This window comes from Nocardia transvalensis NBRC 15921 (genome assembly GCF_000308875.1).
Taxonomy (GTDB): domain Bacteria; phylum Actinomycetota; class Actinomycetes; order Mycobacteriales; family Mycobacteriaceae; genus Nocardia; species Nocardia transvalensis.
This window is the reverse complement of sequence record NZ_BAGL01000073.1, coordinates 1-13243: the sequence shown is the minus strand read 5'-3', so window position 1 is coordinate 13243 and position 13243 is coordinate 1. Positions and strand designations below refer to the sequence as shown.

The 13243-nt window shown below is 69.6% G+C and carries 11 protein-coding genes; 6 read left to right on the top strand and 5 right to left on the bottom strand.

From position 1 onward, the window contains the following. Positions 1-71 precede the first annotated feature (71 nt). Positions 72-431 (top strand): GntR family transcriptional regulator, encoded by a 360-nt coding sequence (locus ON41_RS26955; RefSeq protein WP_040750638.1) that lies wholly within the window; start codon positions 72-74, stop codon positions 429-431. Between the two features lie 59 nt (positions 432-490). Here ON41_RS26955 and ON41_RS26950 read toward each other — a convergent pair whose 3' ends face one another. Further along, positions 491-2071, bottom strand: a complete 1581-nt coding sequence (locus ON41_RS26950; RefSeq protein WP_051162573.1) for a dolichyl-phosphate-mannose--protein mannosyltransferase — start codon at positions 2069-2071, stop codon at positions 491-493. Positions 2072-2136: 65 nt separating this feature from the next. On the opposite strand from ON41_RS26950, the gene rsmI reads away from it, so the two are divergent. Further along, the gene (gene rsmI / locus ON41_RS26945; protein WP_040750637.1) at positions 2137-2988 is read left to right on the top strand and encodes a 16S rRNA (cytidine(1402)-2'-O)-methyltransferase; all 852 of its coding nucleotides are present in this window, start codon (positions 2137-2139) and stop codon (positions 2986-2988) included. 112 nt (positions 2989-3100) lie between these two features. Here rsmI and metG read toward each other — a convergent pair whose 3' ends face one another. Then, positions 3101-4645 (bottom strand): methionine--tRNA ligase, encoded by a 1545-nt coding sequence (metG, locus tag ON41_RS26940; protein WP_040750636.1) that lies wholly within the window; start codon positions 4643-4645, stop codon positions 3101-3103. Positions 4646-4703: 58 nt separating this feature from the next. Between metG and ON41_RS26935 the strand changes: the two genes are divergently transcribed. Together ON41_RS26935 and ON41_RS26930 are read left to right on the top strand one after the other, a co-directional pair. Further along, positions 4704-5537: a TatD family hydrolase gene (locus tag ON41_RS26935; protein WP_040750641.1), complete on the top strand. Its 834-nt coding sequence runs from the start codon at positions 4704-4706 to the stop codon at positions 5535-5537. Between the two features lie 227 nt (positions 5538-5764). Then, positions 5765-6892, top strand: a complete 1128-nt coding sequence (locus tag ON41_RS26930) for a resuscitation-promoting factor (RefSeq protein ID WP_040750640.1) — start codon at positions 5765-5767, stop codon at positions 6890-6892. A gap of 141 nt (positions 6893-7033) precedes the next feature. On the opposite strand, the gene ON41_RS26925 is transcribed toward ON41_RS26930, so the two are convergent. Further along, complete coding sequence (locus tag ON41_RS26925) at positions 7034-7798, bottom strand: SDR family NAD(P)-dependent oxidoreductase (protein WP_040750635.1); 765 nt, start codon at positions 7796-7798, stop codon at positions 7034-7036. Between the two features lie 202 nt (positions 7799-8000). On the opposite strand from ON41_RS26925, the gene ON41_RS26920 reads away from it, so the two are divergent. Both ON41_RS26920 and rsmA read left to right on the top strand, forming a co-directional pair. Further along, a complete protein-coding gene (locus ON41_RS26920) occupies positions 8001-9146 on the top strand; it encodes a lipase family protein (protein WP_040750634.1) in 1146 nt (381 codons plus the stop codon). A gap of 310 nt (positions 9147-9456) precedes the next feature. Beyond that, the gene (rsmA, locus tag ON41_RS26915) at positions 9457-10338 is read left to right on the top strand and encodes a 16S rRNA (adenine(1518)-N(6)/adenine(1519)-N(6))-dimethyltransferase RsmA (protein WP_040750633.1); all 882 of its coding nucleotides are present in this window, start codon (positions 9457-9459) and stop codon (positions 10336-10338) included. 145 nt (positions 10339-10483) lie between these two features. Here rsmA and ON41_RS26910 read toward each other — a convergent pair whose 3' ends face one another. Both ON41_RS26910 and ON41_RS26905 read right to left on the bottom strand, forming a co-directional pair. Then, a complete protein-coding gene (locus ON41_RS26910; protein WP_051162569.1) occupies positions 10484-11065 on the bottom strand; it encodes an LpqN/LpqT family lipoprotein in 582 nt (193 codons plus the stop codon). A 118-nt stretch (positions 11066-11183) separates the two neighbouring features. Continuing rightward, the coding region (locus ON41_RS26905) for a copper-translocating P-type ATPase (RefSeq protein ID WP_157185637.1) at positions 11184-13243 on the bottom strand (2060 nt) is incomplete at its 5' end.

The following is a 13243-nucleotide window of genomic DNA, read 5'->3' as shown; positions in this document are numbered from 1 at the left end:
AACTCGGTTCCGGCCGGGGCGGCCCGCGCTGCCTGTCCTGTCCGCTGTCGCGGGACGAAGTGTGAGGTGCGATGCTGGACATCCCGGTCGATCATCATTCGACGGTCCCCCCGTACGAGCAGTTGCGGCAGGGCATCATCGCCCGGGTGCGGTCCGGTGAGCTGACGGCGGGCACCAAGATTCCCACCGTGCGGGCGCTGGCGGCCCACCTCGGCTTGGCCCCGAATACTGTGGCGCGCGCCTACCGGGAGCTGGAACAGGACGGCGTCCTCGAGACCCGGGGGCGGCTCGGCTCGTTCATCGCCTCCTCCGGCGATCCGACCCGGGACCTGGCCGGGCGGGCGGCGACCGAATACGTCGCGGTCATCCGGCGCCTGGGCCTGGACGACGAGGCGGCGGTGCACTACGTGCGGGCCGCCCTCAACGAGTAGCGCCAATTCCAGAGTTCGGCGGCTGGAGGTGGTTGTGGAGTAGCCGCTGTTTCCTGGCCCTATTTCCAGCTGGGTAGCCATAGGTGGTCGTGCCAGCTGCCGACGGTGATCGGCAGCGCGGTGAGGATCGGCCACAGCCAGATGAAGTTGGCCACCACGATCCCGAGGTAGAGGCACACGACCAGCAGGTTCAGTCGCTGGCGTTCGCTCCACTGCGTGAAGCGGGTTCCGGTGCGTGCGAACGGGTCCGGGCCGAGGATGTCGCCCATGACCAGGGCGAGGCCCATCATCAGGAACGGCGCCATGGGGACCGCGTAGAAGAAGTACATCTGCCGGTCCAGCGTCGCGAACCAGGGCAGCAGGGCAGCGCCGTAGCCGACCAGGACGGTGGCGTAGCGCCAGTCGCGACGGGTCGCGGTGCGCCAGATCGCCCAGGCCAGCATGGGTAGCGACACCCACCACATGGCCGGCGTGCCGATCAGCATGACCGCTTTGACGCAGACCGACTGGCCGCAGCCGGTGACGCCGCCGTCGGCGTAGTAGTACAGCATCGGCCGCAGGCCCATCGGCCACGACCACGGCTTGGACTCCCACGGGTGGTGGTTGCCGGCCGAATTGGTCAGGCTCTCATGGAATTTCAGCGATTCCGCCTGGTTGTGCCACAGCGAGCGCAGCGCGTCGGGAATCCAGGACCAGGTGCCGCCGTCGCCGATCGCGTTGCCGACCGAGTACCGGTCGTAGCCGTCCTCGCTGGCGAACCAGCCCCAGTAGGCCATCAGGTAGATCATCAGCGGGACGGCGACGAGGGAGGCCAGCGCGGGCCCGATATCGCGGATCGCGGTGCCGGCCCACGGCCGCGGCACCCGGTACGCGCGGCGGGCGGCGACGTCGAAGCACACCGACATGAGGCCGAAGGCGGCGATGAAATACAGCCCGGACCATTTGGTGCCGCAGGTCAGGCCCAGCATGACGCCGGCGCCGAAGCGCCACCAGCGCACACCTAGCCGGGGCCCGTACGCGCTCAGCGCTGTTCGGCCCGCGGCGTCGGCGCGGGCCAGCCGTTCTCGCACCTGATCGCGGTCGACGATCAGGCAGCCGAAGGCGGCGACGACGAACAGCGCCTGGAAGATGTCGAGCATGCCGATGCGCGAGGAGACGAACGTCAATCCGTCCGCGATCAGCAGCAGGCCCGCGATGCCGCCGAGCAGCGTGGAGCGGGTCAGGCGGCGGGTGATGCGGATGACCAGCAGGATCAGCAGCGAGCCGGAGACCGCCGCCGCGAACCGCCAGCCCCAGCTGGTGTAGCCGAACAGCAGCTCGCCCAGCGCGATCATCTGCTTGCCGACCGGCGGGTGCACGACCAGCCCGTACGCCGGATTGTCCTCGACGCCGCCGCCGGTCACCATCTGCCAGGCCTGCGGGGCGTAGTGCTTCTCGTCGAAGACCGGGGTGCCTGCGTCGGTCGGGTAGTTCAGGTTCAGGAACCGGGTGACCACGGCGATCGTGGTGAGTACGACGGTGACCAGCCAGCCGCGCGCCCGGTCCGTGGGTCCGAAGTCGGGCGAGGGGCGCAGCGGCGCCGGGCTGGACAATGCCGGGCCCGCGCCGATCGCCGTTCGTGCGTCGGTCAGCTGGGTCACGCCGACGATCGTATGCGGTAAACCTCGAGAGCCCGCCAACCGGCGGGTGGTGTTGGGTGAGGGGTATGGGTACAGGAGACGGGAGCGGGCGGCTGGTGCTGGCGGCCACGCCGATGGGGGATGTGGGGGATGCCTCGCAGCGCCTGCGGGACGCGCTGGGGTCGGCGGATGTGGTTGCTGCCGAGGACACCCGGCGGACGCGGGCGCTGGCCAAGGCGCTCGGGGTGGAGATCGGCGGGCGGGTGGTGAGCTTCTACGACCACGTGGAGACCGCGCGCATCCCGCAGCTGCTGGAAGAGATCGAGGCGGGGCGCACGGTGCTGCTGGTGACCGACGCCGGGATGCCGTCGGTGAGCGATCCGGGGTACCGGATGGTGGCGGCCTGTGTGGCGCGTGAGCTACCGGTGACCTGCCTACCCGGGCCGTCCGCGGTGACGACCGCCCTGGCGCTGTCCGGTCTGCCGATGGAACGGTTCTGCTTCGACGGTTTCGCGCCGCGCAAGCAGGGTCAGCGCAAGCAGTGGTTGCGAACCCTCGCCACCGAGCCCCGCGCGGTCGTGTTCTTCGAGGCCCCGCACCGCCTGGGCGCATGCCTCGCCGACGCTGTGGAGGTGCTGGGCCCGACCCGCCGCGCCGCCGTCTGCCGCGAACTGACCAAGACCTACGAGGAGGTCGTCCGCGGCTCGCTGTCCGACCTGGCCGCCTGGGCCGCCGAGGGCGCCCGCGGCGAGATCACCGTGGTTCTCGAAGGCGCCCAGCCGATTTCGAGCGACCCCGCCGACCTGGTCGAGGAGGTGGAGGCCCTGGTCACCGAGGGCATGCGCCTGAAAGACGCCTGCGCCCAAGTGGCGTCGTCCGCCGGGGCGTCTCGGCGCGAGCTGTACGAGACCGTTCTCGCCGCCCGCGCCGACGCCTGATCCCGACCGCCCCCACTCCCTGCGTGGCCCCAACGCATTTCCCGGCACGCTTGTGGCCGGGATCTCCTGCCGCCCTGATGGATTCCGGCCACAAGCGTGCCGGAAACATGGGTTAGGACTTCGGTTCTATGTACTTCGGGAAGACGGGTTCGGGGGTGGGGAGGGCCAGGCCCGGTTCGATGGGGGTGGGGATGTCGGCGAAGGTGCGGGCGGTCTGGGCCAGCTGGTCGAGGATGCGGGCGGCGGAGCCGGGGATGATCGGCTGGACCAGGATCGAGACGATGCGCAGGACCTCGAGGGTGACGTAGAGGACCGTGCCCTCGCGGGCCGTGTCGCCCGCCTTCGCCAGGGCCCAGGGCTGCTGGGCGGAGAAGTAGCGGTTCGTCTCGCCCAGCGTCAGCCAGATCGCCTCCAGGGCCAGATGCATCTGCTGCTGGTCGAATTCGGTGCGGGCGCGGTCCAGCAGGCCGTTCGCGCGGTCGAGCAGCGCGCGGTCCTCGTCGGTGAAATCGCCGGGAGCCGGTACGGCGGAATCGAAGTCGCGCGCCACCATCTTCAGGCTGCGCTGTACCAGGTTGCCGTACTCGTTGGCGAGATCGGTGTTGATCCGCCCCACGATCGCCTCGTGGCTGTAGGAGCCGTCCTGGCCGTAGGAGATCTCGCGCAGCAGGAAGAAGCGCACGGCGTCCAGGCCGTAGGTCTCCACCAGCGACATCGGATCGACGACATTGCCGACCGACTTCGACATCTTCTCGCCCTTGTTGTACAGGAACCCGTGCACGAACACGCGTTTCGGCAATTCCACCCCGGCCGACAGCAGGAACGCCGGCCAGTAGACGGTGTGGAAGCGGGTGATGTCCTTGCCGATGATGTGCACGTCGGCGGGCCAGAACTTCCGGAACGCCGCGGACTCGGTATCCGGGAAGCCCACGCCGGTCAGGTAGTTGGTGAGCGCGTCCACCCACACGTACATCACGTGGTCCGGGTGGTCCGGCACCGGCACGCCCCAGTCGAAGGTGGTGCGGGAGATGGACAGATCGCGCAGCCCGGCCTTCACGTAGCTGACGATCTCGTTGCGGCGGGTCGCGGGCAGGATGAATTCCGGATGCGCGTCGTAGTGCGCGAGCAGCTGGTCCTGGTACTTCGACAGCCGGAAGAAGTAGTTCGACTCCTCGGTCCACTCGACCGGCGTGTTGGTCTCGGTGGCGACGCGGGTGCCGTCCTCGCGGACGGTGGTCTCCTCCTCGGTGTAGAACGCCTCGTCCCGCACCGAGTACCACCCCGAGTAGGTGTCGAGGTAGATGTCGCCGCGCTCGCGCATCCGCTCCCAGATCGCGATGCTGGAGGCGACGTGGTCCTCGTCGGTGGTGCGGATGAACCGGTCGTAGGAGATGTCGAGGGCCTTGTCGAGCTGCTCGAACACGTCGGAGTTGCGCGAGGCGTACTCCTCCACCGGGACACCCTCGGCGCGCGCGGCCTGCTGTACCTTCTGGCCGTGCTCGTCGGTGCCGGTCATGAAGAACACGTCGTACCCGTCGAGGCGTTTGAACCGCGCGAGCGAGTCGGTCGAGATGTACTCGTAGGCGTGGCCGATGTGCGGCGCACCGTTCGGGTAGGCGATGGCCGTGGTGACGTAGAAGGCAGGGCGTTCGCTCATGGTGGGTCTACTGTAATCGTCGTGCCCGTGACCGTTCGCGCGAATATCCCCGGTGGCCATGCCTAGCAAACGACCCGCACCCGAACCGCCCGAACCGCTGTCCCCGCTGGTGGACGCGCACACCCATCTGGACGCCTGCGGCGCCACCGACGCGGAATCGGTTGCGGCCATGGTGGACCGGGCCGCCGCGGTCGGCGTGGGCCGGGTCGTGACCATCGCCGACGATCTGGACGCCGCGCGGTTCGCGGTCCGGGCCGCGCACTGGGATCAGCGGGTGTACGCCGCAGTCGCGTTGCATCCGACCCGGGCGAACGCGCTGGACGACGCGGCGAAGAGCGAACTGGAGAAGCTGGCCGCCGACCCGCGGGTGGTCGCCGTCGGCGAGACCGGCCTGGACTACTACTGGCCCGGGAAGCTCGACGGCTGCGCGGAGATCGAGGATCAGGTCGAGGGCTTCCGCTGGCACATCGATCTGGCCAAACGCCTCGGCAAACCCCTGATGATCCACAACCGCGAGGCCGACCACGACGTCCTGGCCGTCCTGCTGGACGAGGGCGCGCCGGAGACCGTGATCTTCCACTGCTTCTCCTCCGACGCCAATATGGCGCAGGCCTGCGTCGCGGAGGGGTATGTGCTGAGTTTCTCCGGCACGGTGAGTTTCAAGAACGCGCACGAGCTGCGCGAGGCGGCGAAACTGGTCCCCGACGAGCAGATTCTCGTCGAGACCGATGCGCCGTTCCTGACCCCGCACCCGTTCCGGGGCGCACCCAACGAGCCGTACTGCCTGCCCTACACCGTCCGCGCGCTGGCCGAGCTGCGCGATCAGGATCCGGTGGAGCTGGCGAAGGTCACGACGGGCAACGCCATGCGGGTCTACGGGATGTATTTCTGATCGCCGTATTCCGTACGCGAAAGTCGTTGGCGCACTAGCAAACTGGCGGCTACTCCCGGACATGCGCTCGAGATGCGAACTGTGGCGCACTTCACTACTATGACGCGGGCTGTTATCTACCTGCGGATCGTGATCGCTCCGTGATGTGGAAATCCCCTGTTCCACGGCTTGTGGTTGTCAGGCCCTGACCCCCTCGTTATCGTATTGTGACCATGCCGGACTTTCGGATACCCGCTCTGGAGCGGATCAACACCTCGCGCTCGCCGCTGTTGTACGCGGCGATCGCCGCGATGCTGATCACGCTCATCGTGGGCGCCGCGCTGGCGATCATGCATCGCAAGACGGTGACGGTCGTGATCGACGGCCAGGAGTCCAGCTTCACCACCATGTCGGGGGATGTGCGCGGCGTGCTGAAGGCCGCCGGGTTCGGCCTCGGGAACCGGGACGTGGTCTTCCCGTCCGCGGGCGACGTCGTCCTGGACGGCGCCACCGTGAAACTGAACCGGGCCCGGCAGGTGTCGTTGACGATGGACGGCCGGGTGACGAAGGTCTGGACCACCGGGGCCACCGTCGCCGACGCGCTCACCCAGCTGAACATCCCGTCCGACGTCTTCGTCTCGCCGTCGCGGCCGACGACGCTGCCGCTGGAGGGCGCGTCGCTGGCCGTCACCAGCCCGCGCACGGTCCTGCTGGCCGACAACGGCGAGGCGCCCGGATACGTCCGGATGGCCGCGCCGACCGTCGGCGAGCTACTACAGGTGCAGGGTGTGCCGCTGATCGACCAGGATTCGGTCGAACCGCCCGCGAGCACCACCCTGAAGGACGGCATGAAGATCACCGTCACCCGCAAGCGTGTGGAGAACCGCGTCGAGCGGGTGGCGCTGGATCCGACGGACAACGAGATCGAGGATCCCGAGCTGAACATGAGCCGCACGGTCGTCGAGAATCCCGGCAAGCCCGGGGTGCAGGACGTCACGTTCGCGGTCTCGATCGTCAACGGCGAAGAGGTCGACAAGCAGCCGATCTCCAACAAGGTGATCGTTCCCGCCCAGCCGAAGACGGTCCGCAAGGGCGCCAAGCCCGGCACCGAGGTGCCGCCCGTGCGCGACGGTGCGGTCTGGGACGCGCTCGCCCAGTGCGAATCGCACGGCAACTGGGCCATCAACACCGGCAACGGCTTCTACGGCGGCATCCAGTTCGACCAGAACACCTGGGAGCGCCAGGGCGGCACCAAATACGCCCCCCGCGCCGACCAGGCCACCCGCGAGGAACAGATCGCCATCGCCGAGGTGACTCGCGCCCGCCAGGGCTGGGGCGCCTGGCCGGCGTGCACGAGCCGCCTCGGCATCAGCTGATTTGGCGTCGCCTCCGGCAACGCGGGGTTTCGGCGCCTGCATGGCTCGGATTTCAGTGGCCTCCGCTTGCTCCTTCGTCGCGTGCGCGGAGACCACTGAAATCCGAGCCGCGCCGAAACCCGTGCGGGTCGGGAAAGGCGACTACATCAGTGCCCCGCCGTCGACGCGGATCTCGCTGCCGGTGATGTAGCGGCCGTCTTCGGAGGCGACCATGGCTACCGCGCCGGCGACGTCGTCGGGGCTGCCAAGGGCGCCGCCGTTCAGCCAGCCGAGGAGGCGGGAGAACAGGGACCAGTCGGCGTCCGGGGGCGTTTCCAGGTTCGTGGTGATGCCGGTGGTGATGCCGCCGGGGACGATGTTGACCGCGCGCAGGCCCTGTTTGGCGTACTCCAGCGCGATCGCGTGGGTCATGGCGTTGACGCCGCCCTTGGACGCCGAGTAGGCGGCCATATAGGGGTGTGCGCCGAAGGCCGAGGTGGAGGAGAAGTTGACGATCACCGGGTTGTCGCCCTGCAACAGGGTCGGCACGGCCGCCTGGACCATCAGGAAGGTGCCGGTCAGGTTCACCGCGATCACCTGGTTCCAGGTCTCGAACGGCATCTCGTGGGTGTGCGCCGTGCGCATGATGCCGGCCGCGTTGACCAGCACGTCGAGCCCGCCCAGGGTCTCGACGGCGGTATCGACCGCGGTGCGCACCGACTCCGGATTCGATACGTCGACCTGGACCGTCCGCAGCCGGGACGCGGTGTCGCCGGCGGCGTCCGCGGTCTCCTTCAGGCCGGTCTCGGCGATATCGGCGGCCACGAGTTCCGCGCCCTCGGCGAGCAGTCGCAGGGCGATGCCCCGGCCGATGCCCGACCCCGCCCCGGTGACCAGCACCCGTCGTCCGTCGTATCTGCGCTGCATGGCGTCGTCCTTTCGAACATGTGGGTGAAACTCGGTGTGCCACCTGGCTACCGACAAAAACTAGAACGAGTATCAATTCGCGTCAATGCGCCGTCCCGAACAGCGGTGTTCTCGGGAAGAACCGTTACGCTGAGCCCGATTTCGCCGACGAGACTACGAGCCGACGAGGTGTTCGATGCGATTTCCGGGTGGATGGGGCCGAATGGTTGTCGCCGGAGCGATCGCGGCGACCGCAGCGCTGACAGTGGTCTCGGTGCCCGCCGCGGCGGCGGAACCCGGCAGCGTCATCTCGGAGGAGCCGCAGCCCGACGGCTGGCACGGGCTGTCCGGCGGTGCGGCGGTGGACTACTGGATGTCCGGATCGGACGGGACCCCGCAGCCGGCCAGCGGTGCGCTGTTCGTCCCGCCGGGTCCGGCGCCGGCCGGCGGCTGGCCCGTGGTGGCCTACGACCACGGCACCAGCGGGCTCGGTCCGGGGTGCGGGGGCCTGTCGAGCCCCGCGACCGCGCCGTATCAGGACCTCCAGTCCAGGCAGGACGACATCCTTCGCTACTTCGTCTCGAAGGGGTTCGCCGTGGTGGCCCCGGACTACCTCGGGCTGGGACGTTTCGACACCGGCCCGCATCCCTATCTGGGCCTGCGGACCGAGGCCACCGCCACGATCGACCTGCTCCGCGCCGCGCGGACCACCCATCCGGAACTGTCGCGGACCTGGGTCGCGGCCGGTGCGTCCCAGGGCGGGCAGGCGGCGCTGGGCACCGCTCATCTACAGCAGAGTTACGCCCCCGACCTGGACTTCCGCGGGACCGTCGCCATCGATCCGGAATCCGATGTGGAGAAGTTGCTCCCCGCGGCCGGGCCGTGGGTGCCGGAGATCCCGGCCGTGAGCAGCGACGGCATGACCACGTTCATCGCGGCGATTCTGGTGGGGCTGCGGGAGGCCCGACCCGATGTGGACGTCGACAGCTACCTCAGCCCGCGCGGCCGCGAGATCCTCGACGGCATCGGCGGCCTGTGCCTGGATCGCATGATCGATGAGGTGAACGGCGCGACGGTCGGCGATCTGCTGTCCCGGCCGCTGACCGATCCGGTCGTCAGCGCCGCCCTGGCCGACTACATGGGCGTGCCGACCACCGGCTACGACGCCCCGATCCTGTTGCTGCTCAACGCCACCGACACGACCGTGCCGTCCCCGCTGCACGCCGCCCTGGTCGCGCAGTTCGCGATGGGCGGCGTCGACTACGGCACGGTCGTCGGCACAGGCCACCACTGCGACCTCGACCCCCAGATGTGGGCGGCCATAGACGCCTTCGCCACCCGCGTACTGTCGACACCCACGCTGCCCTAGCGTGGGGCTTCGTTCCCGCGCTGTCGACACCTACGGGGCTTGGTGTCGAGTCCTCAGTCGCCCGTGCTGCCCACACCCCGGGTGGCTTGGTGTCGAGCCCTTCGTTCCCGCGGGCTGTCTACCCCTTGGTGGCCTAATGTCGGGCCTTTCGTTGCCCGCGTTGTCCTACACCTACGGGGCTTAGTGTCGGGCCTTTCGTTGCCCGTGCTGCCCACGCCCCGGGTGGCTTGGTGTCGAGCCCTCGTTGCCCGCGCTGGCTACAGCTACGGTGACTCGGTGCTGGTGGGCGCGGGTTGGTAGGTTGTGCGGCGTGCCCGAACCCTCCTTCGTCGCCCGTGGTCAGGCCGACTTGCTCGGTCCCGTCGAGGTGCGGGAACTGGCGGAGCGGTTCGGCGTGCGGCCGACCAAACAGCTCGGGCAGAACTTCGTCCACGACGCCAATACCGTGCGGCGGATCGTCACCGCGGCGGGCGTAGGCCGCGAGGATGTGGTGCTCGAGGTCGGCCCCGGGCTCGGATCGCTGACGCTGGCGCTGCTGGACGTGGTGGATCGGGTGGTCGCGGTGGAGATCGATCCCGTTCTGGCGCACCAGCTTCCGGATACGGTGGGCGCTCGGGCGGCGCGGCTGGCCGAACGGCTGGCGGTGGTGGAGGCCGATGCGCTGCGCGTGAGCGCCCGCGACCTGCCCGCCGCGCCGACCGCGCTGGTGGCCAACCTGCCCTACAACGTGGCCGTGCCCGTGCTGATCCATCTGATGTCCGAATTGCCCAGTCTCGCAACGGCTCTGGTGATGGTGCAGGCCGAGGTGGCCGACCGGCTGTCGGCCGAACCGGGCTCGCGCATCTACGGCGTGCCGAGTGTGAAGGCCGGATTCTTCGGGACCGTCCGCCGCGCGGGAGCCGTTGGGCGCCAGGTGTTCTGGCCGGTTCCGCAGGTCGAATCCGGACTGGTGCGGATCGAACGGTACGCCACCTCCCCGTGGCCGCAGGACGCCGACTTCCGCCGCCGCGTCTTCACGGTCGTCGACGCCGCATTCGCCCAGCGCCGCAAGACCTTACGCGCCGCGCTGGCCGGCTGGGCGGGCTCCGCCGCCGCGGCCGAACAACGCCTTCTCACCGCAGGCATCGATCCCACCGCCCGCGGCGAAACCCTCGACACTGCCGCCTTCGTCCGGCTCGCCCAGCAGGGGTGAGTCGGTCTCGTTGGGGATTCCGGCCAAAAGCGTGCCGGAAAATGCGAGGGCGTGCCGGAAAATGCGAGGGCGGGCCGGAAATGGGAGGGCGGGCCGGAAAACGGGAGGGCGGGCCGGAGACGGGAGGGCTTCGCGGGGTGGGGCGTCAGGGCTGGGGTGGGGTGGGGTTGGTGTTCGGGATCGAGATCTGGGGGACGCTCGGGTCCGTGAAGGACAGGCCGGCTACTACGGCGGCGGCGTCGGTGCCCTCGTGGTCGGCGCGGATGGTGACCGTCAGTTGGACCAGGTACTGGCCGGTGTCGGATTCGATGATGGTGTAGCGGTTGTAGGCCCAGAGGGTCAGGGGGGAAATGGCATACGTGCCGGTGATGGCCGCCGAGGGGTAGCCGCCGAAGCGGCCGGTGTGGGTGTCCAGTTCCTCCCAGACGGGGAGCCGGCGCGCGTCGGTGAAGCCGCAGGCGAGCAGCGTCTCCGGATCCATGGGGCGCGACAGGCGCACGACCAGCACCACCGCGTTGTCGGCCCAGCCGTCCTCCGGGGCCTTCGCCCACACGCCGTAGGCGCCCGGGAAGCTCTCCGCCGCCATCCGCTGCCAGCCGTCGGGGACGCCGATCGAGACCACCGGGGCCCCGTCCGTGTCGGGCTCGACGGGCTCGGCCACCACGTCCGCGGCGTCCAGGTACTCGGCGATGGTGAGCGACTCTTGGGGTCCGGTGGCGGATGTCACGGGTGTCCTCTCGGCGTAACGACGTGATCGCAGCGAAGTCTGCCATGTGGCATCGGACCGGTCGGGCCGGACACCGGCGAACGGACCGCCGGGGTACGGCGGTCCGTTCGGAGGGCGGTCAGCGGAACGAGCGCAGCCGCAGGCTGTTGCTCACCACGAAGACACTGGACAGGGCCATCGCCGCGCCCGCGAGCATCGGGTTGAGCAGCCCGGCCGCGGCCAGCGGGATCGCCGCCACGTTGTAGCCGAACGCCCAGAACAGGTTGCCCTTGATGGTGCGCAGGGTGGCCCGCGACAGCCGGATGGCGGCGGCCACGGTGCGCAGGTCGCCGCGCACCAGCGTGATATCGCTCGCCTCGATGGCCACGTCGGTGCCGGTGCCCATGGCCAGTCCCAGATCGGCCTGGGCGAGGGCGGCCGCGTCGTTGACGCCGTCGCCGACCATGGCGACCACCTTGCCCTGATCCTGCAACCGCTGCACCACGTCCAGCTTGTCGCTGGGCAGGACCTCGGCGATCACCTCGTCGATACCGACCTGGTCGGCCACCGTGCGGGCGGCGGCCGCGTTGTCGCCGGTCAGCAGGACGGGGGTGAGCCCGAGCGCCCGCAGGTCCGAGATCGCCTCGGCGCTGGTCGGTTTGATCGCGTCGGCGATCACGAGCACACCACGCGCCACGCCGTCCCAGGCGACCGCGACGGCGGTCTGCCCGGCCCGCTCGGCGTCGGCTTTCGCCTCGGCCAGCGATTCGGGTAGCGCGACCGACCAGTCCTCGAGCAGTTCGGTGCGGCCGATGACCACCGCGCGGTCGCCGACCAGGCCCTGCACACCCTTGCCGCCGTGGCTCACGAACTGATCGACCGGATCGATCGACAGCCCGCGCTCCTTCGCGCCCGCGACCACGGCCTTGGCGACCGGGTGCTCGGAGCCGTGCTCGACGGCCGCGGCGACGGCCAGCACCTCGCCGGAATCCGTGCCCGGCGCCGGAATCACCTCGGCGAGGGTCATCTTGCCGGTGGTGACGGTGCCGGTCTTGTCCAGCACCACGGTGTCGATGCGCCGGGTCGATTCCAGTACCTGCGGACCCTTGATCAGGATGCCCAGCTGCGCGCCGCGGCCGGTGCCGACCAGTAGTGCGGTCGGCGTGGCCAGGCCCAGGGCGCACGGGCACGCGATGATGAGCACCGCGACCGCCGCGCCGAACGCGGTGGCCACCGCGGAGCTGGTGCCGAGCCAGAAGCCCAGCGCCGCAACCGAAATCGCGATGACGATCGGCACGAACACCCCGGCCACGCGGTCGGCCAGCCGCTGCACCGGCGCCTTGCCGCTCTGCGCGTCCTCGACCAGCCGGGCCATCTGCGCCAGCTGGGTATCCGCGCCCACCCGGGTGGCCCGCACGGTGAGCATGCCGCCCGCGTTGACGGTGGCGCCGACGACCTGATCGCCGGGACCCACCTCGACCGGAACGGACTCGCCGGTCAGCATACTCATATCCAGCGCCGAACTACCCTGCGTCACTTGGCCGTCGGTGGCGATCTTCTCGCCGGGCCGGACCAGGAACTCGTCGCCGACTCGCAGATCGCCGACCGGTATCCGGGTCTCGGTACCGTTTCGCAGTACCGAGACCTCCTTCGCGCCGAGTTCGAGCAGCGCGCGCAGGGCCGAGCCGGCCTTCTCCTTGGACCGGACCTCGAAGTACCGGCCCGCCAGGATGGCCGTGATCAGTACCGCCGCGACCTCGAAGTACAGGGCGGAGGACGAATCGCCGCGCGAAATGCTCAGGCTGAACGGGTGTTTCATGCCCGGCATGCCGGCGTCGCCGAAGAACAGCGCGTACACCGACCAGCCGAAGGCGGCGATCGTGCCCAGCGAGATGAGCGTATCCATCGTGGCCGCACCGTGTTCGGCGTTGGTCCAGGCCGCGCGGTGGAACTGCCACCCGCCCCACACCACGACGGGCGCGGTGAGGGTGAGCGACAGCCACTGCCAGTTGTCGAACTGGAGCGCCGGAATCATGGCCATGGCGGTGACCGGAATCGCCAACGCCAGGCTCACCAGGCAGCCGGTGCCGCAGCAGCGCCACGGTGTCGGGCGCCGAATCCGTCTCGGACTCCTCGGTTCTCGCTGGCTCCGGTGCGGTGGACGGCCGCGGTGTAGCCGGTGTCGACGACCTTGGCGAT

Coding starts and splice junctions, on each gene's coding strand:
- ON41_RS26920 (WP_040750634.1), top strand. CDS start 8,001: ATGGTTGTCGCCGGAGCGATCGCGGCGACCGCAGCGCTGACAGTGGTC.
- rsmI (WP_040750637.1), top strand. CDS start 2,137: ATGGGTACAGGAGACGGGAGCGGGCGGCTGGTGCTGGCGGCCACGCCG.
- ON41_RS26955 (WP_040750638.1), top strand. CDS start 72: ATGCTGGACATCCCGGTCGATCATCATTCGACGGTCCCCCCGTACGAG.
- metG (WP_040750636.1), bottom strand. CDS start 4,645: ATGAGCGAACGCCCTGCCTTCTACGTCACCACGGCCATCGCCTACCCG.
- ON41_RS26935 (WP_040750641.1), top strand. CDS start 4,704: ATGCCTAGCAAACGACCCGCACCCGAACCGCCCGAACCGCTGTCCCCG.
- ON41_RS26925 (WP_040750635.1), bottom strand. CDS start 7,798: ATGCAGCGCAGATACGACGGACGACGGGTGCTGGTCACCGGGGCGGGG.